Source organism: Rahnella sp. RFA10(1/100), assembly GCF_004195115.1.
Lineage (GTDB): Bacteria > Pseudomonadota > Gammaproteobacteria > Enterobacterales > Enterobacteriaceae > Rahnella > Rahnella perminowiae.
In genome coordinates this window covers 139,462-161,431 of sequence record NZ_SEWR01000004.1, presented here as the reverse complement: position 1 = coordinate 161,431, position 21,970 = coordinate 139,462, and the positions used below count along the sequence as shown (strand labels likewise).

The following is a 21,970-nucleotide window of genomic DNA, read 5'->3' as shown; positions in this document are numbered from 1 at the left end:
CCGTCATTCATTATTAATTTCTCATAACATATCCGGTAACAGGAGTGACAATGTCAAGCAACAGCACTGTATTTCTTCCAATGAATGCAAATAAGTTTCGTGAATCCCTTTATTGGGATAAATTACCCAGTGAATATAAGGAAACGTTCAACGTTATTTCAGAGATCTTACCGTTCCGTGTTAACACCTTTTATTTGGAGAATTTGATTGACTGGGATGCGGGTATTAGCGATCCCCTTTTTCAATTGGTATTTCCACAATCAGGTATGTTAACAGACTCACAATTCAATCGTATTCATCATGCTCAACGCGGCAGTCGTAGCGGATTGCTTGACGTGGTCAGAGACGTGCGCACAGAGTTGAATCCGCATCCTTCAGGCCAGGCATTTAATGTACCAACGATTAATGATCAGAAAATTCAGGGCATTCAGCATAAATACAATGAAACGGCATTGTTCTTTCCCAGTGCCGGTCAATCATGCCATGCCTATTGCAGTTTCTGTTTTCGCTGGGCTCAGTTTGTGGGTGAAACAGAGGATCGTTTTCAGTCACGAGATATTCGTCAGTTAATCGACTATCTGAAAATTCATCCTGAGATCACGGATATATTAATTACTGGCGGTGATTCAATGATTATGCGGACCCGGATACTTGAGCGCTACATTCAACCACTACTCGACGAAACACATATTTCAACAATACGGTTGGGATCTAAAGCACTTACCTACTGGCCGCAACGTTTCACGAGTGATGAAGATGCAGACGACCTCATGAGATTATTTGAAAAAATCACAGCAAGTGGCAGGCATTTAGCCTTTATGGCCCATATCAATCATCCACGGGAGCTGGCACCGGCACAAACCCAGCAGGCGATAAAACGAATACTGTCGACCGGGGCCGTCATCCGAACCCAGGCACCTTTGCTAAAACATATCAATGATAAACCAGAGACCTGGATAGATTTATGGACTAAACAGGTTCAGCTTGGTTGTATTCCTTATTACATGTTCGTTGAGCGGGATACCGGTCCGAAGCAGTATTTCGAAGTCCCTCTGGTAGAGTGTTATGACATATTCCAGAAGGCCTATTCAAAAGTCTCGGGGCTTTCACGTTCGGTCAGAGGGCCCATAATGTCGGCGACCTCAGGTAAAGTTTGTATCGACGGCATCATTGAACTCAATGAAGAGAAATATCTTTCTCTTCAGTATCTACAGGCTCGCGATCCGTCATTATGCAGAAAGCCTTTCCTTGCGAAATATGACCCGGATGCCGTTTGGTTTGATCAATTACAATGCGTGACATTACCACGCACAGATGGCACTCGAAAATTAGCAGCCTTAAATAATCGCATTCATGCGACTGAGATATTTTAATCCTCAAATATACCTGCCTTTTTTATTTTTATTGGCCTTAGGAATTATGATGAAACGAAAAATTAAGTTAGGTCTGTCCATTTGGCGTCATGGCTACCATGTTGCATCCTGGCGACTTCCTGAAGTTCCACAAGATAATATGATGAATATATGGCGTTTTATTGACGTTGCAAAAGCTGCCGAAAGAGGAAAATTTGATTTAGTGTTTCTGGCCGATGTCCTTGGCTCACACCATATAGAAAATGATTCAAGAACGAAAACGAAAGGCCATGCGGTTCATAAAAATGATCCCCTGCAAATCCTTTCGGCCATTGCTGTACATACCCGGCATATTGGTCTTGTCGCCACGGTATCTACAACATACGGTCATCCTTATAAAACTGCGCGTGCCTTCGCCACTTTAGATCAAATCAGTAACGGACGTTCAGGGTGGAACATTGTGACCTCACACAATCTGGAAGAAGCACGAAACTTCGGTCTTGAAAAGAGGCCGGATCCGGCCATTCGCTATGCGCGTGCCCAGGAGTTTATTGATGTCACAAAAGGGTTATGGGATAGCTGGGGTGATGATGCATTTCCTGTAAATAAGGAGACAGGGTTATATGTCGATCGCAGCAAAATGCATGTTCTGGCACATGAGGGGATACATTTTAAAGTCCGTGGGCCGCTGGATATTGTACGATCTCCCCAGGGCCAGCCCGTGCTCGTAACTGCTGGCGACTCAGACAATACCGTGACGATGGCCGGTAAATACGCCAATATTGTTTATGCCGGACAGCCCGACTTAGAGGGTGCAAGAGATTTTTATCAGCGAATCAAAAGCAAGGCCCGGGAGTACGGACGAGAGGATGAAGTCTTCGTAATGCCGGGAATGATGGTTTATGTCGGCCAGACGCGTGAAGAAGCACAGGCAAAATTGGACAGAGTGCAAGATCTCGTCACGCCCGATGTGGGGTTTGCCCTGATCAAACCCTTCTTCGGTGATTTAACGCACCTGGATATTAACGCCCCTTTCCCGCTTGATGTTGAAGCATTAAAACTTGAATGGATCAACAGCCATTTCAGCAAGCTTCTGCTTCAGAAAGCAGCAGAACATAAATACACCATCAAAGACATGTACCGGGCTATTGCCAGAGGAGATGACTGGCATATCACCATCGCAGGAACCGCTAAAGAAGTCGTTGATAAAATGGAGGAGTGGATCAATGCAGGCGCAGCCGATGGTTTTAATATCCAGCCTCCGGACACTGTCGGGGGCGTCAATGACTTTATTGATCTCGTGATCCCTGAACTCCAACGACGCGGACTGTTCCGTGAAGAATATGAAGGGAATACATTGAGGGAAAATTTAGGATTAAAACATCCGGAAAATGTGTTTTTTAACACCACAGAATCCGTTTAGTAGAACACACTCCGGATGTTCGTCTGGTCAGGAGAATCGGCCTGAGAGACAGGCTGATTCTCCTTTACAAGAAAAGCGCTTTGTTCTTATGAGAATAATCCTTCTCTTATGCCCTTTTTGAGAACCCTGCGATAGCTTGTCACATTCGTTCTTCAGAGATTGCTAAGATAGAGTCAGACCAATAAGAAATTCGGGAAATGATGATGAGCACACAATTGAGACAGGAAGCCTTTCACTTAATGCGTAAGGTATTCCAGCAACACACTGCGAGATGGCAGCAGTGCATCCCGGAACTGACGAAACCGCAGTATGCAGTGTTACGCGCTATTGCTGAAAACCCCGGAATTGAGCAGGTCCAACTCACGGATGTCGCCTTCAGCAGTAAAGCGACACTGGCTGAAATGCTGGCACGTCTTGAAACACGCGGGCTGCTGATCCGTGCAGCCGATCCGGCAGATAAACGCCGGCGTTTTATTACACTGACGGCGGAGGGGAAAGCGGTTCTCGCGAAAATCCGGCCCGCCGGTCAGCAGGTAGATACTGAATTTCTGGCAAGACTTTCTCCGGACGATCAACAGCATTTAGTCCGTCTGCTGAAGTCGATGATGGAGGATTCAGTATAACTTTGCCGTAAACCCTTGTGGCTTGATTAGTGAAGGCCGCTTCGTTCCATAATTCCGGTCATTAATCTGCATTCAGCGCCGTATTGCCCCAAAAGGTACTAAGGCACTCTTGCACCGTCCCGATGATGAATGCTCACCAATAATAAGCCTATGAAAATCAACTTATTACGATTTCCGCTAATTGTTTTCGGCGCTAATTGTTTTCGGCGATTGATGGGCATAACTATACCCTCACTGTTAAATGGGACTTATCAAAATGGCGATACCCGCTTACCTATGGCTTAAAGATGACGGCGGCGCACACTGACAACTGGAAGTACCAAACGTCTCAAATTCTCCTATGTCGATAATCCTGGGGCATTTGTGGCGCGCTGGATCCCTTTCCCAGGTGTTGTAATTCCTGCGAGTGACATATCTCAAATTGTTTGGAAAAGCACCCGTCGTTACAACACCAGTGCGAGAGAGAATGACCGCTTATGGTGAATAATCAGGATGTCATAGATTGGTATAGCTCAAGATGGAATAAGACAGGTAAATGGCCTGTCACGATTGACACCAGCCTTACGACCGGACGCTATGTCTGGGTGTGGGAGACAGGCGAAGAAATCATGGATTATCAGTAAGTTAATTCGGAAAACCTACTCAACAGTGTACGGGCAACGCCCTGGGCATTCAGCCCGCGGATAGTGTTACAGCTGGGTCAGATTATGCAGAAAATCCTGAGTCTGCTTGGGTGATGTCAGACGAACAAAGCGAACATGCTGCCAGTCAGGATCGTTAAACAATGCCTGATATTGACGCCGGTTTTTCGCATAAGTTTTCAACGTCCAGAGAATAATCGAATCCCGGCTGAAGAAGCTCTTACGAAACGACTCACGGTTCCCTGTGCCTGCCCAGATTTCCTTTTGTCCCCATGCCCGGATAACGGCGCGTTTCACCGCCTGATATAACGTACGTCCGAACGAATAATCTACCCACACGATCATATCGATCTGGCGCCATTTCACTGCCTGCGTACGTTTGTAATTTCCGTCAATCACCCAGCCGTCACTGGCCGCCAGTTTTTCTGCCAGACGGGCAAAAAATTCGTCATCCGGCGTGCCCTGCCAGTCCGGACGCCAGAACAGCGCATCCAGTTCAATATAAGGAATATTCAGTTTCTGAGAAATATTGCGTGCAAGCGTGGATTTCCCGCTTCCGCTGGTGCCAATGACATTGATTTTCACCGTATGACTCCTTATCTACTGTCGGATATTGCCTATGACCCGAGCAAAAAAGGCGCATATTTTGCCGCACTCCATTTCAGTTGTACAGGAAGATAAATTCACGCTCTGAACCATTACGCGCGGAACTTAATTGTTACGTGAATGTATTAACACACCAGAACGATGAACTTTTTGTGCTTTTTTTAGATTGCTAGCAACAAAGTTTAAGATATTTTACGACCATACCTGTACAGATTTGAAATCTTTGTATAACTTTCTGTTACCCCTGCTTCATCATTAGTCCGTCTTTTACGGGCGTGTTCAGCCTGGCCTTTGGAAGGAAAATTGGATTTCCCTTCTTCCAAAGGTTTTTTTCACGGCTGGGATTTCGTGATGCGCAATTCAATGATCAGATGAGTCAGGGCCGGAAATTGTGAAGAGAAACTTCACAATACTCTCTTTTCTGACTGGTAATAGGCACTTTTCACATGAGACAAGTCTGCTGAAAAGTTTAAGGAGGTCTACATGCAAATCGAAGCAGAACATACAGTTACAGAAATCAGTGATTATTTAAATATTCGGGAAACGCCGACATTAAGCGAAGTGGAGATCCTCGGGACTATCGTTTCAGGACTTCTCTCCAGCCATTATCCGGTAAGCAATAAGGCCATCATTGAAGGTCTGGTGCGTCAGCTGGAACAGGAGACCAACGTCAGTAATCAGCAAGCTTGTCGCAACTTGTTAGAGCTGGTGTTGCTTTCAACGCAGGATGATGTGATCTAGAAATATTACCGGCCTGTTAAGGCATGATATTAACAGGCCGGAGTGCAATCATTTTTTTATTAAAGCGTTTTCAGCGTCGCTGCAATGACATCTTTAACTGGCGTAGTCGGACGACCAATCAGTTTGCTCAATGTATGGGAATCATCAAACAAGCCGCCTTTCCCGGCACCCGCATCAGAATCAGCCAGCATATTCGCCAGACCTTCCGGTAAACCGGCCCCGAGCAGCGCTTTGGCAAAATCCGCCTCCGGCAGGTTGATATAATCGACTTTTTTACCGGACTGACGGGCAATTTCGGCAGTAAATTCAGCCAGCGTGTAGGCATCATCCCCGGCCAGTTCGTAGATTTTACCGGCCTGATTTTCCTGGGTCAGTACTGCGGCGGCGGCTTCAGCATAATCCTGACGCGCAGCGGAAGAGATTTTTCCTTCACCCACTGAACCAATAAACGCGTTATGTGCCAGCGCCGGGGCAATACTTGCCGCATAGTTTTCGGTATACCAGCCGTTACGCAGCAGCACGAAAGGAATAGCGGATTCACTTAATGCTTTTTCTGTCGCACGGTGTTCAACACCCAGTCCCAGCGGACTTTTGTCTGCATGAAGCAAACTGGTGTAGGCCAGCAGTTGCACGCCTGCACGCTTTGCTGCATCGATGACCGCGTTATGTTGCGCTTCGCGCTGACCGACTTCACTGGAAGAAATCAGCAGCAATTTTTCGACACCTTCAAAAGCCGAATCCAGTGTGGCGGGCTGGCTGTAATCGGCCTGACGTACCTGAATACCCTGCTCTGCCAGGTCCTGCGCTTTTTGCGGATTACGTACCGCAGCAATTATCTGATGAGCAGGCACTTTTTTCAAAAGTGCGGCAATAACGAGGCGGCCTAACTGGCCGGTAGCACCGGTAACTGCGATCATAGTGGTTTCTCCAAAAAGTCTTCGACAGAAAAGTTATACTTTAAAGACGCTAAAAGCGTCGCCGTAAGCACATCCTATGCGATATACTAACTTTTCGTAAGTACGCACCCAAAGGTTAGTATGAAAATAATTTCTTCCGGACAACCCGCTGAACGTTTACCACTGACAGAGCAAATCCGCCGGGGCGAAGTGCTGGATCCCAACTGCCCGTCGCGCGAAATTCTACGCCACATCACCAGCCGCTGGGGCTTACTGATCCTGATCGCCCTCAGCGATAATACGTTGCGCTTTAGCGAGCTGCGCCGCAAAGTCGGTGGTGTCAGTGAAAAAATGCTGGCGCAAACTTTACAATCCCTTGAAGAAGACGGTTTCATCGACCGCCGCGCTTATCCGGTGGTGCCACCACATGTGGAATATTCTCTGACCCCGCTCGGCGTTGAAGTAAAAGATCAGGTTGCCGGACTCGCGGACTGGCTGGAGTCGAATCTGCATCGTGTGATGAAACAGCGTAGCTTGCATATTGCAGGCACGCAGTAATTAACAAAAAAACTTAACAAGTCCCCAAAAATTCTCACCTATCATTGATTCAACCCACCGACTAACATCATTTCATTGATTCGATAAACCCTTTTATTTTAATCAGCTGAGGTGATGTATGTCCCTGTCCCAGCCCCACCAGCAACATGTCACGCTCGTTATTACCCACAAGATTGCGCCAGCCAGCGAAACACAATACGAGGCCTGGCTGAATAAAATTATGCCGCAGGCCAGCACCTTTCCGGGCCATCTGGGCGTCAACGTTATACGCCCGAACCGCAGCGGCGATGCTTACACCATTCTGGTGCGTTTCGACACGCTGGAAAACCTCAACGCATGGCATAACTCGGATCTGCGTAAACAACTGGTCGCCGAAGTCAGCCCGCTGTTATTGCAAAACGACAACACCGAGGTGCGTCCCGGCGCCGAATTCTGGTTCACCCCGCCAAGTGCGAATGTCCGCCCGCCAGCACGCTGGAAACAATATCTGCTGACATTAGGGGTGATTTACCCATCGACTCACATTGTGCCCTGGTTTTGGGGGCAGTTTTTGCCGCAGCTTAAAGGCACCGAAGGCGGTCATTTACTTAATGACGCAACGGTCGTCGGGCTGGTGGTTTTCCTCTGGATGCCGATCGTTACACGCGTATTTCATTCATGGCTGACGCGCTCTTCCGCGCAATAACAGGAGATTTTCCAATGAATCCAATAAATAATGTTGCTTCACTGATCCTGCTTAATGGCAAGTTCCATACCGTTGACAGAGAAAAACCGCTGGCAAATGCCGTCGCAATCAAAGACGGTAAATTTCTGGCTGTCGGTACCGAAAATGAAGTGATGCAGTTTGCTGATGCACAGACGCAGGTGGTCGATTTGCACGGCCATACCGCCGTTCCCGGCCTGAATGACTCGCATCTGCACCTGATCCGTGGCGGTCTGAATTATAATCTGGAACTGCGCTGGGAAGGCGTACCTTCACTGGCCGATGCCCTGCGTATGCTCAAAGAGCAAGCGCTGCGTACGCCAAGCCCGCAATGGGTGCGCGTCGTCGGTGGCTGGACCGAGTTTCAGTTTGCTGAACGCCGCATGCCTACGCTCGATGAAATTAACCAGGCCGCACCGGATACGCCGGTGTTTATCCTGCATTTATACGACCGTGCCCTGCTCAACCGCGCCGCACTCAAAGTGGTCGGCTATACCAAAGACACGCCAAATCCACCGGGCGGTGAAATTCAGCGTGACAGCAACGGCAATCCGACCGGCATGTTGATCGCCAAACCAAACGCCATGATCCTGTATTCAACGCTGGCAAAAGGTCCGAAACTGCCGCTGGAACAGCAGGTGAATTCCACACGCCAGTTTATGCGTGAGCTGAACCGGCTCGGCCTGACCAGCGCCATAGACGCGGGCGGCGGCTTCCAGAATTATCCTGAGGATTATCAGATCATTGATGAGCTTCATCAGAAAAATCAGCTGACGGTACGCATTGCCTACAACTTGTTTACCCAGCGGCCGCAACACGAGCTGGAAGATTTTGAACTCTGGACTGACATGCTCAAACCTGGCCAGGGTACCGATTTCTACCGTCATAACGGCGCAGGTGAAATGCTGGTATTTTCAGCGGCAGACTTTGAAGACTTCCTGCAACCGCGTCCGGATTTACCGCCGGGAACTGAGGTCGAACTTGAACGCGTGGTGCGTCATCTGGTGGAGCACCGCTGGCCGTTCCGCCTGCATGCAACCTATGACGAATCGATCAGCCGGATGCTGGATGTCTTTGAAAAAGTGAACAGCGATATTCCGTTCAACGGATTGCACTGGTTCTTTGACCACGCGGAAACCATCACCGAACGTAATATTGAGCGCGTCAAAGCGCTGGGCGGTGGCATTGCGGTACAGCATCGTATGGCGTTCCAGGGAGAATATTTTGCTGACCGTTACGGTATCGAAGCCACTAAACATACGCCGCCGGTGGCAAAAATGTTGTCCGCAGGCGTGCCGGTCGGACTGGGTACCGACGCGACCCGCGTTGCCAGTTATAACCCATGGACGGCGCTGTACTGGCTGGTTTCAGGTCGTACAGTAGGCGGCATGGCCATGTATGATGATGAGGCCCGCATTGACCGCGAAACTGCGCTGATGCTGTGGACACAGGGCAGCTCGTGGTTCTCCAGCGAACAGGGCAAGAAAGGTCAGATCAAAGCCGGACAGCTGGCCGATCTGGCGGTGCTTTCCGAAGATTTCTTCAGCGTGCCGGAAGAACGTATCAAGGGTATCGAATCAGTGATGACCGTAGTCGATGGTAAAGTGGTCTATGCTGCCGGCAGCTTCTCGCCTCTGGCTCCGCCAGCGATTCCGGTGCTGCCGGACTGGTCGCCGGTCACCACGGTACCCGGACATTACCGCTCTGCACCGCCACAAGGTGCCGCGCGTGTCGGGCTGGTTCGTCAGGGACATCAGTGCGTTGGCCCGTGCGGCGTGCATAAACACAGCCATGATATTGCCCGGGGTTCTGATGTCCCGGTGTCCGATGACAACGCCTTCTGGGGGGCTTTAGGGTGTTCGTGCTTCTCGTTCTGACCCTTTAAGAACAACATGGAAATGGCCTGTAACGCAGGCCATTTTTTCTGTCATCGTATCTTTTGCACAGGCTACGCCATACCCTATTATGAGCATTTGCTCATTAACAGGAACACCATGATGCGTGACCTCCCTCCTACAGCCACACTCCGTGCCTTTGAAGTGGCCACCCGCCACACAACGTTTACCTCAACCGCAGACGAACTGTTTATTACACAAAGTGCGGTCAGCCATCAGCTGAAAAAACTGGAGGAAATCTGGGGCCTGCAACTTTTCCAACGGGGTAAAACCCTTAGCCTGACACCTGCCGGTGCCGCGCTCGCCCCTCTGGTACGGGAATTCTTTAGTAAACTTGAAACCACACTTGCGGATCTGCGTGAACAGAAAGGACGGGTGCGACTGCGTGTCAGCACCACCTATTCTTTTGCCTTAAAGTGGTTGTTACCGCGTCTGCCGGAATTAGCACGTTTGCATCCGGAGATTCTGGTGTCGCTGGAAAGTACGGATAAAGCCATCAACTTCGCCAGCGCAGATTCCGATGTGGCGATCCGTTTCGGACATGGTAATTATGCGGCACTGCATACAGAATTTATGTTCCGCGAACAATTATTTCCGGTGGCCAGCCCCGCTTTTTTAGCCAGCTTTGGTACCCCTTCCGGGCCTGCTGAACTGTTGCGTTTTCCCTTGCTGACGCGTGACGGAGCCGATCTGGTACCGAAATGGGATGCCTGGTTTAAGCTGGTCGGGATAAACACCGATGTGCTGCACGAGAGTGTACGCTTCGCCGATACTAATATGACGATTGAAGCCGCGTTACTGGGCCAGGGCATTGCGTTAGCGCGCAGCGGACACGTAGAAAAAGAAATCCGTGAGGGCAGTCTGGTCAGGCTCTTTGACATCAATTTTCCTTCACCGGCCGCCTATTACTTCGTCTGTCCGCAAGGCATCGAAACGCAGCCACATATCATTAAATTCCGTAACTGGCTGCTGGCCGAGTCACAACAGGCACAGTTAAGTTACCGCTGAAGTATGAATCATTGCTCATACCCCGATGACAACACTTCACTGTTAATCCGGGGACAGGCTGTTTAGCATCGGTACATGCCCGCTCATATTATTTTACTTACATTATTCGCCGCCCTGCTGCATGCCAGCTGGAATGCCTTATTACGCAGCGGTAATGACCGGTTGTGGTCGATGACCATCATGTGTGTGGCGATTGCGTTGAGCTGCGTTGTCATCGCGCCATTTCTGCCACTGCCTGCCCGGGCGAGCATCGGATATGCGGTGTTATCTGCCCTGCTGCATGTCAGCTATAACCTGTGTTTAATACGCAGTTATCAGAGCGGGGATCTCGGGCAAACCTACCCGGTTGCACGCGGCTCCTCGCCGCTGATGGTGACCTGTGGCGCAGCGCTGTTCGCCGGGGAGAAGATCGCTTTTAACACCCTTCTTGGCATCGCGCTAATTTCTGGCGGTATTCTTATGCTTGCAATGAGAAGCCGCAAACTGGCGATGCCAGGCCTGAAATATACCCTGGCTACCGGCGCGTTTATCGCCGCATACAGCGTAGTGGATGGAATGGGCGTACGCGTCTCCGGCAATCCGTTTTCCTATACCGTGTGGATGAGCATGTTATGGGGAGTGCTGATGCCAGTGCTGTATATCGTTCTGCGCGACACAAAAAGCTTACTGCGCTGGCGGCCTGGTTTACTCAGTGCGGCCGCGGGGGGTCTGGTATCGCTGCTGGCTTACGGCATTATTATTTATGCCATGACGGCCGCACCGATGGGTGCCGTCTCCGCGCTGCGCGAAACCAGCGTACTGTTTGCCGCTGTTCTGGGTTATTGGTTCCTTGGCGAAACACTCACGCTGAGAAAAATGCTGGCATGTGCGGTGATTGCCACCGGCACATTATTGATGGGTTAATCAAATCAGGAGAACTTAAAATGTCTGACCGCCCTGCTATAGCTCTGATAGGCCCCGGTGCGATTGGTACCACCATCGCCGCAGTACTGCATGAGGTGAACCGCACCCCGCTACTTTGCGGGCGCACCGCACACCCCGAATTAATTCTGCGCCATGATGACGGCGAAATTGTAGTACCAGGTCCGGTACTGAACAATCCGTCAACCGTTACCCGTCCTTTCGATTTGGTTTTTGTTGCGGTGAAAACGACGCAGGTGGCTGACAGCGCTGGCTGGCTGACCACCTTATGCGATGAAAATACCGTTGTCTGTGCACTGCAAAACGGCGTTGAACAGAAAACGCTGCTGGAACCTTACGTTAACGGAGCAACGGTACTGCCTTCCGTCGTATGGTTCCCGGCACAACGCGAACCGGATGCTTCAGTCCGGCTGCGCGCCAAACCACGACTGACGTTGCCGGATGTGCCAAAGGCAAAACGGATCGCTGAGGCGCTCAGTGACACGCGCTGTGCGGTTGAATTGTCATCCGATTTCCTCACGATCGCATGGCGCAAACTGCTGCAGAATGCGGTCGCTGGTCTGATGGTTCTCGCAAACCGCCGGGCAGGTATGTTCTCACGCGGGGATATCACGCAACTGGCACTGGCATATCTGCAGGAATGTCTGACGGTCGCGCGTGCAGAGGGGGCGGTACTTAGCGATACCGTTCCGCAAGAGATCGTTGAGGGTTTTCATCGTGCGCCGGCAGATTTAGGCACATCCATTCTCGCCGATCGCCAGGCTAACCGCCCGCTGGAATGGGATATACGTAACGGCGTCGTACAGCGTTATGGGCTCGCCCGGGGTCTTCCTACACCGATCAGCGACATTCTGGTCCCGCTGCTGGCGGCGGGGAGTGAGGGACCGGGCTGATGCCTGCACAAAGGCCGCCGCGAACCTGATGCCCGCGGCAGCCTTTGCGTATTACGGCTTATAAATCCTTAAACGATCCCAGCCGGAATCCGCGTTCAGTTATCGCAGTTTTGAGCGAGGCCGACGTCAGCACATCCAGCTCCGCCAGGCGCGGAGTGCAATATTTGCTCGCCAGAATGGTGTTATCGATAAACGACGGATGGGTCATGATTTCCACCGAGCGGTCACCACGTTGTGTCGCGCTGTCCAGTGTTTGCACAAACAGGGCTTCTGAAACCGCCTCACCGTAGAAACTGCTGTCGAAACCGTCGGTACTCTTCGCGCCGCACAGCGCAATGTCGCCCCTGCGGATTTCCTCACGGTCTATGCGTACAGGAATGCCCTGCTCTTGCGCGAATGCCTCAACGATCGGGAAAATCTGCGGGAACATATGCACATGATGATGACTGTCGAGATGGGTCGGCAAATGGCCAAACAGAGCCAGGAAACGGTCGAACTGGCTTTGCAGTTCATGCCTGATTTCATCAAGCGGTAACGTCCCCTGCCCGGCCATTTCCCAAATCCATTTGCCCAGTTCACCGTCGCGGACCAGACCCGGCATGGGTGACAACGGACGTCCAAGCGTCAGCACGAAGTGCATGCCCACGGCAAGATCAGAATTTGCTTTGCTCAGCGCCGCCGCGTGTTCAGCACTGGCCATATTGACCATCGCCGTCGTCGACCGCACCACGCCGTTGTTGAATGCGTCAATGATCCCGTAGTTTTGCGCTTTACAAAGCCCGAAATCATCGGCGTTCACTATCAGTAATTTATCCATAAATGTCCCGGTTGAACGCCTTCCCTTTTCGGGGAAGGCCATGGGTTATTTCAGCGCAGCAATGGTTTTGGCAAAATTTGGCAGCAGTTTTTCATGAGCCAGCAACATTTCGCGCGCCAGTATTTCGGCATCTTTATCGGAATGGATCAGCGGGCTGAGATTCATCGCCAGCAGAACGTCATTGAGTTCACCGCTCAGTGCGGCCTCACTCGCGGCAATCTCAAACCCTTTGATGGTGTAAATCAGCCCCAGCACCTTTTCGTCAAAATGCGTGATACGCGGGTGTGGTTTTGCGCCGTCACGCCCGATAGTACAGGTCATTTCCACCGCCCAGTCAGCCGGAATGTTATCAACATGTCCGTTGTGCGGGAAATTGACGTACTGCTCGGTTTGTTTATCGTTGTAAATCGCGCTGATGACTTCGCAGGCCGCGTCGGAATAATAGGCCCCGCCGCGCAATTCCAGTTCTTTGGGTTTGACATTCAGATCAGGGTTTTTGTACAGATCGAACAGCTGCTTTTCAACCTTCTGTACCACCGTAGCGCGCGCGCCGCCTTTGTAGAATTCCCCCATTTCAATCGCCAGCATCTCTTTCTGCTTAAAGTAATACAGCAGATAAGAACACGGCAGCAGATTCAGGGAGCGGATCAGCCCTTCACTGAAGGGCAAATCAAAGATGTTTTTCACCGAACCGGCGGTGAGTGTGCCGGATGCTACGCCGTCAAGCAGTTCGGCGAAACGTGATTCGCCGTTGACCAGAACATCTTTGATGAACACCATGTGGTTCAGGCCAAACAAATCGATAGACAAATCATCCTGCGGTGCCAGCTTCAGCACATCCTGAATAAACATTTTCATGCCGACCGGGATGTTACATACGCCGATAAATTTTTTGAATTGGGTATGACGGAATACGGCTTCTGTCACCATACCCGCCGGGTTGGTGAAGTTAATGACCCAGGCGTCCGGACAGATTTCTTCGACATCCCGGATGATGTCAAAAATCACCGGAATAGTCCGCAGCCCTTTGAACAATCCACCAGCCCCGTTGGTTTCCTGACCGAGATAACCGTGACTCAGCGGGATACGTTCATCCAGCTCGCGTGCTTTCAACTGGCCGACACGCAGTTGCGTGGTGACGAAATCGGCATCCGCCAGCGCTTCGCGGCGATCCAGTGTTTTATGCATCACAATCGGCACGCCTGCGCGCTCCACCATACGCTGGCAAAGGTTGAAAATAATGTCCTGTTTCTCTTTCCCGGCTTCCACATCAACCAGCCATAATTCAGTAATGGGCAGTTCATCGTAGCGTTTAATAAAGCCTTCCAGTAATTCCGGGGTATAACTACTTCCGCCACCGACGGTGACGACTTTCAGTTTTTTACGCATAGGAACTCCCGTGCAATAATAATGCACTGCAAATTTAAACAGAGAAATAAATGATTCGGATTAATTAATACTGCATAACTTCTTCCGGTAATGATTCGGGGTGAAAGATGTCAGCTTTTTAAAGTTTTTAATAAACATACTCGGACTGCTGTAACCAGATTCAAATGCAATATCCGAAACCGAGTAATTCGTAATTTCCAGTTGCTTTTTGGCAAAATCAATACGGATTTCATTAATAATCTGCATCGGCGTTTTGCCATAATGTCGCTGCGTGGCTCGGCTAAGATATTCCTGAGATTTACCGGAAAGTGCCACCATATTCACTAATGCCTTGTCACCAAACTGTGCTTTATCATGCATCTTCTCAATAGCATTTTTAAGCCAGCCTGGCGCATCTGTCGCTACTTCGGATTCCCGGTGATGACGTAAACGGTTCACAATATAAAACGTCACCATTTCCAGAAACTCATTAAATTCCCCGTTCCTGAAATTCAACGAAGCAATCACAGATTCTATATAAGCCAGAAATTCAGTCTTAATCTGATAAACCTGTGATGCCACGAAGCGGGATGGCAATAAAGATAAATAATGTTGCTCAAAGAACGCTTTGCTGATCCCGACATTTAATATCCGCGTCGCACCAAACTCATAAAAGCTTTGGTGGTGAGATCCCAGCGGGATAAACACAAAATCGCCGCGTTCTAACAATACCCGTTTGCCATTGACGTTCTGGTAATACCGCCCGGTCAGTACCACTGTAAATTCATAGTAGTCATGCTCATGCAGCCCGGAAATACTTTCTACTTTGTTGTAGATGAACATGTGGAAATTCTGCCCGTCGAAGAGCTGATTTTCGCGCGCTGTCTTGATTTCCATGCTCAGTACCGGTGGCTGCATTATGGATCCCTACGTTATTTTATTTTCTCATGAAGCTCAATGAGTTCCGCAATCAGCTCACGGGCCAGCATTGACGTCATCAGATGATCTTGCGCGTGCACCAGTACCAGGCTGACTTTGGTTTTCCCTTCGCCCTGATCGGCCTCAATCAGTTTGGTTTGCACCAGATGCGCTTCATTGAGGGCCATTTTTGACTGTGCCATTACCGCGTGCGCCTGCTCAAAATCTCCTTCTTTGGCCTTTTTGAGCGCTGCGTAAGCCAGGCTGCGCGCCTGTCCGGAGTTAATGATCAACCCCATGACCACTTCTTCGAGATCCTGCATTTCGTTTTCAGTTTCTACAATACTGTCTAAATCCATCATCCTGGTCTCTCCTTGATTGGCCGGATAACAGCGGGAAGATGGCCTCTGCCCGCCCTCCGTTGAGATTAAAATTTCAATGCGGCTGCAATGTCTTCTTCGCTTTCTTCTTCTTCAATGATCGCCTGCGCTTTGTTAGATAAGATCACGAATGGCATATACACCAGCGTGGCGACACCGAGATTGAACAACGCGACCAGCAGCGCAGCGATACTGCCGTTACTGTTAAAGAAGGCGCCCAGCCCGGTCGGCATGGTCCACGGCGCCAGGTTAGTCACCGGGGGAATGATCCCCAGAGAGTAAGCCGCAAGTGTGATAGCTGCGAGAATCGGCTGGACCAGGACAAACGGAATGAACATGACCGGGTTCATGATAATCGGCAGACCAAACAAAATAGGCTCGTTAATCTGGAAAATACCTGACGGCAGCGCCAGCTTCGCCACCTGGCGATGATCGGCACGGCGTGAAGCGATAAAGATGGCGATGATAAGCCCGAGCGTCGCACCGGAACCGCCCAGCATGATGTAGGAATCCAGCATCGGTTTTGCCCAGAAATGGAAGGTTTTCCCGGCATCAATGGCAGCACTCACGGAACCGTACTCGGTGTACAGGGCGATATTTTCCAGGGCCCACGGGGTCATAATACCGTTGTCGAGAGCGGTCAGTGCGAGCGAACCGTGTACACCAAAGAACCACAGCAGGGAGTTGAAAATCACATACGCCCAGCCCACCACGCCGCCCATCGCCGCCAGAGGCTTGGAAATAGAATCCATAATGATCTGGTGGAAGTTATGACCATATAATCCGAGTAACCAGGAAATCATCCCGAAAATAAACAGAATAATAAAACCCGGAATGAGTGCTGAAAAAGATCGGGAAACAGAAGACGGCACACTCGCCGGCAAGGTAATAACCCAGTTCCGGCGAATGACAAAGGTAAACATTTCTGCGACAACCAAACCTATCAGCATACCGGAAATAATATTGGCGCCCCCTAACCAGTTTGCACCTACTGCATAGGCTTCGCCGACATTGTATGGCGTCACGGTCATAAAGGCCGCGACGGCTAATAAACCGGCGGAGAGCGAATCAACTTTACGTTCTTCCGCTAATGCCATGCCGATAAAGAACGGTGCCATCAGCGACATAATACCGAGCGTACCGTTATAAACATTAATACCGATGGTTTTCAGACCGGCCAGTGTATCGATAGTTGACGGGTCTAAACGCACACCTAATGAATAAAAGAAAGAACCGGCCCCGAAATTCAGGAATACATTATTAATTAAAACGAACATGGCACCCGCAAGGGTTAGCGGCATGAGTTTTATAAAGCCATTTTTAATGGCATTAATATGCGGTTGTTTACCTATTTTGACGGCAAAAGGAAGGAGTATCTTTTCAAGTGAATCAATGGCTTTGCTCATTGTTATTTTCCTTTAATGCCGCCATCCGGCGGCCAGGGGAAGAAATTCGCTCTTTGACTGGAGTTCTCTTTGACTTAAAAATTTCAATATAAAGACGATCAATTTAAAAATAAGGAAAAATTAAAATTACTGCGCTGCTGCTTTTTTGATCGCAGCAACCGCTGCTTTCAGAACACCTAACCCATCGATTTTGCCGTACAGGCCAGAATCAATCACCTCAACCGGTTTGCCGGGCAAGACATTTTTAATTTCATTCAGCATATAAGCAATTTGCGGCCCAAGCAGAACGACATCTGCCGCCATACCCTTCTCAGCGGCCAGTGTTTCAGGAAATGCTTCGATAATGACCGGGACCTCATATTTCTCGGCCTGAACCTTCATTTTAGAAACCAGCAATGAAGTGGACATTCCGGCGGAGCAAAACAAATAAATGACTTTCTTTTCCATGATGAAACCCTCATATCCCGATAGATTGCAGCTCTGGCAACGGTTTTTCCTTCACCTGTGAGAATGTATTCAGAGCATATAAATGAAAATGATGAATCGTCTCTGCTTGAAAGCATTATACGGCATCGCGCCGGGACGCGATAATTCGGTGCTTACAGAAATCCTCTCTCCTTGACCATCCCCTATGACTCCCTTCACGTTTTGGGGAAATAATTCGCGAGGATAAATAAGACCGAGCCGGGCTGCAACGCAACAGAAAGTTAACATTTCCCCTTACCCAAGCAGGGAACAATATGAGAAACTGATAATGATTGCGCAAACATTACTATTTTGACGCCCGAATTCAGTGGTCAATACTTTGAATAAGAAAACAAATATCCAAAATGGCCTTTCCCGCACGGCCACGCTCGAAGATGTCGCACAGGCCGCCGGCCTCTCCCCGATGACGATCAGCCGCGCCTTAAACAATCCTAAAGTCGTGCGTCCGGCAACCATTGCCCGCGTGATGGAGGCCGTAAAAAGCACCGGTTACATTCCTAATATGCTGGCCGGCGGACTGGCCACCCGTCGCACAAAACTCATCGCCGTCGTGGTGCCGCAAATCAACAATAATATGTTTGTCGATACTGTACAGGCGATCAGCGACCAGCTCGCGGCGCGGGGTTACCACATGCTGTTGTGTATTGTCGGCTATGAGCCGGAAGATGAAACCGATATTGTCGCGACCTTGCTTTCGCGTCGACCGGACGGGATTGTGCTGACCGGCATCCATCACACCTCAGAACTGAAAAGAATCATTCTGAATGCCAATATTCCGGTGGTGGAGATTTGGGATCTGACACCTACGCCGATAGATATGCTGATTGGCTTCTCGCACGAAAAAGTCGGCAATGCCATCGGTGACTATTTCCTCAGCAAAGGTTTTTCCCGCTTTGGTTTTATCTGCGCCTCGGATCGCCGCGCCATGGTACGTAAAAACGGAGCCATCAGTGTATTACGGACTCTCTCCGGGCACGATATTAAAGAAGTGATCGTCTCACGTCCGGCCAATATGGAAGTCGGGCGTCATGCACTCAGACAACTGCTTGCCACCGGTGAGCCGTTCGACGCCATCATTTGCAGTTCTGATACGCTGGCCCAAGGTGCAATTATGGAAGCCGAAGCACAGGGTTTATGTGTTCCGGATGATTTCTCGGTGATCGGTTTTGCGGATCTGAATTTTGCTGCCCACAACCGCCCGGCGATAACCACAGTCAGCGTTGAAAAGTGGGATTTAGGCATCCGCGCGGCGGATATGCTGGCGGATAAAATTGAAGGCATCGTGGTTGAAGAGCCAATTGTCGATATGGGTTACCGGCTGGTGATTCGGGAATCGGCTTAGGGCCCGCGCACATTTCAGTTTATGTTTTTGACCTTAATACTCCACCCCAACCCTCCCCTTCGCAGGGGAGGGAGCCGTGCTGCGTTATTATCCGAAATTGAAATCAATTCTTATTTGTTAAAAATGTTAGCTAACATTCACAACAACTAATAACAGGAACTTTCCGTGCGCAATTATATTGATCTAAATTCAGCCAGTGAAGACAGACAATGATCTTTGATAACTGATGCTAATTTAATTTGAGTTTTGGTAAATAGAAAATTTATAAATAGCTGTTTTAAAAGGATTTAAAATCTATTCCATGATTATTTAAAACCACCACATTAGCCACCGCACAGTTCGCATGGAATTTATTCATTTATTTTAGATGTAGCAGTGATATTATAAATTTGTACCCCAAAATAATAATAATTAACCCAAACTTAACATCAGGCATGTGAGAGTCGTAATTCTATGCTCCTTCAAAAAAAAACAACCCGTCGCAAGTTTTTACTTGGGTCGCTGATGGCTCTGCCGGTCGGCACCATAATGATGAAAGGATTGTCGGCGGCACAAGCTGCGGAAATGGCTGCCCCGGATTTACTCGATTATAAACCCATATTTTTCAGTACCGATGAGTGGCAGTTTATTATGGCCGCTGCTGACCGCCTGATCCCTGCTGGTGGCAAAGGTAAAGCACCGGGCGCACTCGAAACCAACGTGCCGATTTTTATCGACCAGCAAATGCACGGTGATTTTGGTGATGAAATTTACATGCAGGGCCCGTTCAATGTGCATGCTCCGGCCACAATGGGGTATCAGATCCCGTTCCGTCCGCAGCAAATCTACAAAACCGGCATTCGCCTGGCGAACGCCTGGTGTCAGCAAAACCACCAGAAAGCCTTCCATGACCTCGCCGCTCAGGACAAAGACAACGTTCTGACGCAGCTGCAGAAAAATGGCATTCAGTTTGCGGATCTTGGTGAAGAGAACCTCGTGGCTTCGCAATTCTTCAGTGAACTGCTTTCAGATACCAAACACGGTTATCTGGCAGACCCGATCTACGGCGGAAACAAAGGGATGAAAGCATGGATAGCCATCGGCTTCCCCGGCGCCCGCGCCAGTTTCACCGAATGGGTTAAGCAGCACAATGTCCCTTATCCGCTGGGACCTGTGAGCCTGCAAGGCGCGCGTGCCTGAGTGCCCGCCCTATTACCGTTTTCTGATGAATGACAGGATTAAAGATGGCAAAAGTAACTAAACCGGAAGTCGACGTTGTTGTTGTCGGCCTCGGCTGGGCTGGCTCACTGATGAGTATTGAGCTGGCAATGGCGGGCCTGACCGTGCGCGCGCTTGAGCGTGGCGGCGATCGTGGTTATGAAGAATTTGCTTACCCGAAACCGGCGGACGAATATGCCTACGCGGTACGCAATAAAGTCATGGCGACCCCGGCAGAAGCCGCCGTCACCGTGCGTTACAACATGCGTGAAACTGCCCTTCCGACCCGTAAATGGGGTGCATTTGCGCCGGGTACCGGCGTTGGTGGTTCCGGTCTGCACTGGACAGCAGTATTGATTCGCCCGACGCCGACTGATTTAAAACTTAAAACCTACGCTGACGAAGCTTACAAACCGGGCATCTTGCAGGAAGATATGCGGATCATGGATTTCCCATTCACATGGGATGAAATTGAGCCGTATTACACTAAGTTTGAGCACATCTGCGGCCAGTCCGGCAAAACCGGCAATCTTCGTGGTCAGATTATGGAAGGCGGTGATCCGTTCGAAGGACCCCGCTCCGAGCCATATCCCCTGCCTGCACTGGAAGATACGCTTAACAGCAGTATGTTTGCTGAAGTGACCAAAAAGATGGGCTATCACCCGTTCCCGAATCCGTCAGCCTGTGTCTCCCGCGCCTGGACTAACCCTTACGGCAACCAAATTGCACCCTGTAACTACTGTGGTTATTGCAGTAAATATCCGTGCCTGAACTACTCGAAAGCCTCACCGCAGACGGCGGTCATGGATGCACTTAAACGTATGGATAACTTCTCCTATGAAGTGCATGCCAACGTGCTGAAAGTCGAACTGCATGATGATAAGAAAACCGCGAAAGGCGTGATCTACATGGATGCAGACGGCAACGAGTGTTTCCAGCCCGCCAAAATCGTGGTGCTGAGTAGCTTCCAGTTCTGTAACGTGCGCCTGATGCTGCTGTCAGGGATCGGCAAGCCTTATAATCCAATTACCGAAGAAGGCGTGATTGGCCGTAACTATGCGTTCCTCAGTAACGGCGGCTCGACGCTGTTCTTCAAAGACAAAAACTTCAATCCGTTCGCTACCGCAGGTGCCACCGGCCAGATGTTCAACGATATCTCTCCGGGCAACTTCGACGGTCCTGCGCTGGGCTTTATCGGCGGCGCGAAAATCCACAGTTCGCAGGCCACCGGCACGCCAATCAGCACCTCGCTGCCAAAAGGCACGCCTGCGTGGGGCACCGGCTGGAAAGAAGGGATGGAAGAATGGTACGGCCATTCGATGAAAATCAGCATTACCACCACCTGCCAGTCTTATCGCGATATTTATCTGGATCTCGATCCGAATTATAAAGATGAATATGGCTATCCGCTGCTGCGCATGACCTTCGACTGGAAACAGAACGAACTCAAATTGCAGCAATATCTGAAAGGTATCGTTGGCAATATCACTAAAGAGCTGAATCCGGACAGCTACAGCGAAAGTTTCCTGCCGATGGACGCGCACTTTGACCTGACAAAATACGTTTCCACGCACAACGTGGGCGGCGCGGTGATGGGCGACAACCCGAAAACTTCTGCGCTGAACAAGTTCCTGCAAAGCTGGGATGTACATAACGTCTTTGTGCCGGGCGGCAATGCCTTCCCGCAAAACTTCCAGGCTAACCCGACCGATACCATTGGTGCGATCACCCTGATGGCGGCGCAGGCCATTAAAGATCAGTACCTGAAAAATCCCGGTCCACTGGTTCAGGCATAA

Annotated in this window: 21 protein-coding genes and 1 pseudogene; 14 read left to right on the top strand and 8 right to left on the bottom strand. The window is 50.0% G+C overall.

The window, feature by feature from the left end; genetic code table 11:
* Positions 1–50: 50 nt before the first annotated feature.
* The 4 genes and pseudogenes from ETV65_RS14205 to ETV65_RS25370 form a co-directional block, all read left to right on the top strand.
* Positions 51–1,373: a lysine 2,3-aminomutase gene (locus ETV65_RS14205; protein ID WP_129953468.1), complete on the top strand. Its 1,323-nt coding sequence runs from the start codon at positions 51–53 to the stop codon at positions 1,371–1,373.
* A gap of 49 nt (positions 1,374–1,422) precedes the next feature.
* The gene (locus tag ETV65_RS14200; protein ID WP_165383738.1) at positions 1,423–2,775 is read left to right on the top strand and encodes an LLM class flavin-dependent oxidoreductase; all 1,353 of its coding nucleotides are present in this window, start codon (positions 1,423–1,425) and stop codon (positions 2,773–2,775) included.
* A 203-nt stretch (positions 2,776–2,978) separates the two neighbouring features.
* Positions 2,979–3,398, top strand: coding sequence for a MarR family transcriptional regulator (locus ETV65_RS14195; protein ID WP_129953466.1), 420 nt, complete (start codon positions 2,979–2,981; stop codon positions 3,396–3,398).
* Positions 3,399–3,698: 300 nt separating this feature from the next.
* Positions 3,699–3,881 (top strand): annotated as a pseudogene (locus ETV65_RS25370) (STM2901 family protein); the annotation flags it as partial.
* Positions 3,882–4,087: 206 nt separating this feature from the next.
* On the opposite strand, the gene ETV65_RS14185 reads toward ETV65_RS25370, so the two are convergent.
* A complete protein-coding gene (locus ETV65_RS14185; protein WP_129953465.1) occupies positions 4,088–4,624 on the bottom strand; it encodes an adenylate kinase in 537 nt (178 codons plus the stop codon).
* 504 nt (positions 4,625–5,128) lie between these two features.
* Between ETV65_RS14185 and ETV65_RS14180 the strand changes: the two genes are divergently transcribed.
* A complete protein-coding gene (locus tag ETV65_RS14180; RefSeq protein ID WP_129953464.1) occupies positions 5,129–5,386 on the top strand; it encodes a biofilm/acid-resistance regulator YmgB/AriR in 258 nt (85 codons plus the stop codon).
* Between the two features lie 59 nt (positions 5,387–5,445).
* Here ETV65_RS14180 and ETV65_RS14175 read toward each other — a convergent pair whose 3' ends face one another.
* Positions 5,446–6,303: an SDR family oxidoreductase gene (locus ETV65_RS14175; protein WP_129953463.1), complete on the bottom strand. Its 858-nt coding sequence runs from the start codon at positions 6,301–6,303 to the stop codon at positions 5,446–5,448.
* A gap of 120 nt (positions 6,304–6,423) precedes the next feature.
* Between ETV65_RS14175 and ETV65_RS14170 the strand changes: the two genes are divergently transcribed.
* The 6 genes from ETV65_RS14170 (at position 6,424) to ETV65_RS14145 (ending at position 12,260) form a co-directional block, all read left to right on the top strand.
* Positions 6,424–6,840, top strand: a complete 417-nt coding sequence (locus ETV65_RS14170) for a helix-turn-helix domain-containing protein (RefSeq protein ID WP_129953462.1) — start codon at positions 6,424–6,426, stop codon at positions 6,838–6,840.
* 118 nt (positions 6,841–6,958) lie between these two features.
* A complete protein-coding gene (locus tag ETV65_RS14165; protein ID WP_129953461.1) occupies positions 6,959–7,525 on the top strand; it encodes an antibiotic biosynthesis monooxygenase in 567 nt (188 codons plus the stop codon).
* Between the two features lie 14 nt (positions 7,526–7,539).
* The gene (locus ETV65_RS14160) at positions 7,540–9,420 is read left to right on the top strand and encodes an amidohydrolase (protein ID WP_129953460.1); all 1,881 of its coding nucleotides are present in this window, start codon (positions 7,540–7,542) and stop codon (positions 9,418–9,420) included.
* A 120-nt stretch (positions 9,421–9,540) separates the two neighbouring features.
* A complete protein-coding gene (gene gcvA / locus ETV65_RS14155; RefSeq protein ID WP_129953738.1) occupies positions 9,541–10,446 on the top strand; it encodes a transcriptional regulator GcvA in 906 nt (301 codons plus the stop codon).
* Positions 10,447–10,521: 75 nt separating this feature from the next.
* Positions 10,522–11,349: a DMT family transporter gene (locus ETV65_RS14150; protein ID WP_129953459.1), complete on the top strand. Its 828-nt coding sequence runs from the start codon at positions 10,522–10,524 to the stop codon at positions 11,347–11,349.
* 20 nt (positions 11,350–11,369) lie between these two features.
* Positions 11,370–12,260 carry an oxidoreductase gene (locus ETV65_RS14145; protein ID WP_129953458.1) on the top strand — a complete coding sequence of 297 codons (891 nt, stop codon included), beginning with the start codon at positions 11,370–11,372 and terminating at the stop codon, positions 12,258–12,260.
* A 58-nt stretch (positions 12,261–12,318) separates the two neighbouring features.
* On the opposite strand, the gene chbG is transcribed toward ETV65_RS14145, so the two are convergent.
* The 6 genes from chbG to ETV65_RS14115 all read right to left on the bottom strand — a co-directional run bounded on the left by chbG (position 12,319) and on the right by ETV65_RS14115 (position 17,599).
* Positions 12,319–13,077: a chitin disaccharide deacetylase gene (gene chbG, locus ETV65_RS14140; RefSeq protein ID WP_129953457.1), complete on the bottom strand. Its 759-nt coding sequence runs from the start codon at positions 13,075–13,077 to the stop codon at positions 12,319–12,321.
* A 45-nt stretch (positions 13,078–13,122) separates the two neighbouring features.
* A complete protein-coding gene (locus ETV65_RS14135; protein WP_129953456.1) occupies positions 13,123–14,466 on the bottom strand; it encodes a 6-phospho-beta-glucosidase in 1,344 nt (447 codons plus the stop codon).
* A 60-nt stretch (positions 14,467–14,526) separates the two neighbouring features.
* Positions 14,527–15,363: a transcriptional regulator ChbR gene (gene chbR / locus ETV65_RS14130; protein WP_129953455.1), complete on the bottom strand. Its 837-nt coding sequence runs from the start codon at positions 15,361–15,363 to the stop codon at positions 14,527–14,529.
* 14 nt (positions 15,364–15,377) lie between these two features.
* A complete protein-coding gene (gene chbA / locus ETV65_RS14125; RefSeq protein ID WP_129953454.1) occupies positions 15,378–15,725 on the bottom strand; it encodes a PTS N,N'-diacetylchitobiose transporter subunit IIA in 348 nt (115 codons plus the stop codon).
* Positions 15,726–15,790: 65 nt separating this feature from the next.
* Positions 15,791–17,149: a PTS N,N'-diacetylchitobiose transporter subunit IIC gene (chbC, locus tag ETV65_RS14120; RefSeq protein WP_129953453.1), complete on the bottom strand. Its 1,359-nt coding sequence runs from the start codon at positions 17,147–17,149 to the stop codon at positions 15,791–15,793.
* Between the two features lie 126 nt (positions 17,150–17,275).
* A complete protein-coding gene (locus ETV65_RS14115; protein WP_255466699.1) occupies positions 17,276–17,599 on the bottom strand; it encodes a PTS sugar transporter subunit IIB in 324 nt (107 codons plus the stop codon).
* A 343-nt stretch (positions 17,600–17,942) separates the two neighbouring features.
* Here ETV65_RS14115 and ETV65_RS14110 point away from each other — a divergent pair, with 343 nt between their 5' ends.
* From ETV65_RS14110 to ETV65_RS14100, 3 genes are all read left to right on the top strand, one after another.
* Positions 17,943–18,977: a LacI family DNA-binding transcriptional regulator gene (locus ETV65_RS14110; RefSeq protein WP_129953451.1), complete on the top strand. Its 1,035-nt coding sequence runs from the start codon at positions 17,943–17,945 to the stop codon at positions 18,975–18,977.
* 453 nt (positions 18,978–19,430) lie between these two features.
* A complete protein-coding gene (locus tag ETV65_RS14105; protein ID WP_129953450.1) occupies positions 19,431–20,156 on the top strand; it encodes a gluconate 2-dehydrogenase subunit 3 family protein in 726 nt (241 codons plus the stop codon).
* Positions 20,157–20,200: 44 nt separating this feature from the next.
* Positions 20,201–21,970 (top strand): GMC family oxidoreductase, encoded by a 1,770-nt coding sequence (locus ETV65_RS14100; RefSeq protein WP_129953449.1) that lies wholly within the window; start codon positions 20,201–20,203, stop codon positions 21,968–21,970.

Excerpts from the sequence above, each read along its gene's own strand:
- ETV65_RS14205 (WP_129953468.1), top strand. The coding sequence starts at position 51 with ATGTCAAGCAACAGCACTGTATTTCTTCCAATGAATGCAAATAAGTTT.
- ETV65_RS14200 (WP_165383738.1), top strand. The coding sequence starts at position 1,423 with ATGAAACGAAAAATTAAGTTAGGTCTGTCCATTTGGCGTCATGGCTAC.
- ETV65_RS14195 (WP_129953466.1), top strand. The coding sequence starts at position 2,979 with ATGAGCACACAATTGAGACAGGAAGCCTTTCACTTAATGCGTAAGGTA.
- ETV65_RS14180 (WP_129953464.1), top strand. The coding sequence starts at position 5,129 with ATGCAAATCGAAGCAGAACATACAGTTACAGAAATCAGTGATTATTTA.
- ETV65_RS14175 (WP_129953463.1), bottom strand. The coding sequence starts at position 6,303 with ATGATCGCAGTTACCGGTGCTACCGGCCAGTTAGGCCGCCTCGTTATT.
- ETV65_RS14170 (WP_129953462.1), top strand. The coding sequence starts at position 6,424 with ATGAAAATAATTTCTTCCGGACAACCCGCTGAACGTTTACCACTGACA.
- ETV65_RS14165 (WP_129953461.1), top strand. The coding sequence starts at position 6,959 with ATGTCCCTGTCCCAGCCCCACCAGCAACATGTCACGCTCGTTATTACC.
- ETV65_RS14160 (WP_129953460.1), top strand. The coding sequence starts at position 7,540 with ATGAATCCAATAAATAATGTTGCTTCACTGATCCTGCTTAATGGCAAG.
- gcvA (WP_129953738.1), top strand. The coding sequence starts at position 9,541 with ATGCGTGACCTCCCTCCTACAGCCACACTCCGTGCCTTTGAAGTGGCC.
- ETV65_RS14150 (WP_129953459.1), top strand. The coding sequence starts at position 10,522 with ATGCCCGCTCATATTATTTTACTTACATTATTCGCCGCCCTGCTGCAT.
- ETV65_RS14145 (WP_129953458.1), top strand. The coding sequence starts at position 11,370 with ATGTCTGACCGCCCTGCTATAGCTCTGATAGGCCCCGGTGCGATTGGT.
- chbG (WP_129953457.1), bottom strand. The coding sequence starts at position 13,077 with ATGGATAAATTACTGATAGTGAACGCCGATGATTTCGGGCTTTGTAAA.
- ETV65_RS14135 (WP_129953456.1), bottom strand. The coding sequence starts at position 14,466 with ATGCGTAAAAAACTGAAAGTCGTCACCGTCGGTGGCGGAAGTAGTTAT.
- chbR (WP_129953455.1), bottom strand. The coding sequence starts at position 15,363 with ATGCAGCCACCGGTACTGAGCATGGAAATCAAGACAGCGCGCGAAAAT.
- chbA (WP_129953454.1), bottom strand. The coding sequence starts at position 15,725 with ATGATGGATTTAGACAGTATTGTAGAAACTGAAAACGAAATGCAGGAT.
- chbC (WP_129953453.1), bottom strand. The coding sequence starts at position 17,149 with ATGAGCAAAGCCATTGATTCACTTGAAAAGATACTCCTTCCTTTTGCC.
- ETV65_RS14105 (WP_129953450.1), top strand. The coding sequence starts at position 19,431 with ATGCTCCTTCAAAAAAAAACAACCCGTCGCAAGTTTTTACTTGGGTCG.
- ETV65_RS14100 (WP_129953449.1), top strand. The coding sequence starts at position 20,201 with ATGGCAAAAGTAACTAAACCGGAAGTCGACGTTGTTGTTGTCGGCCTC.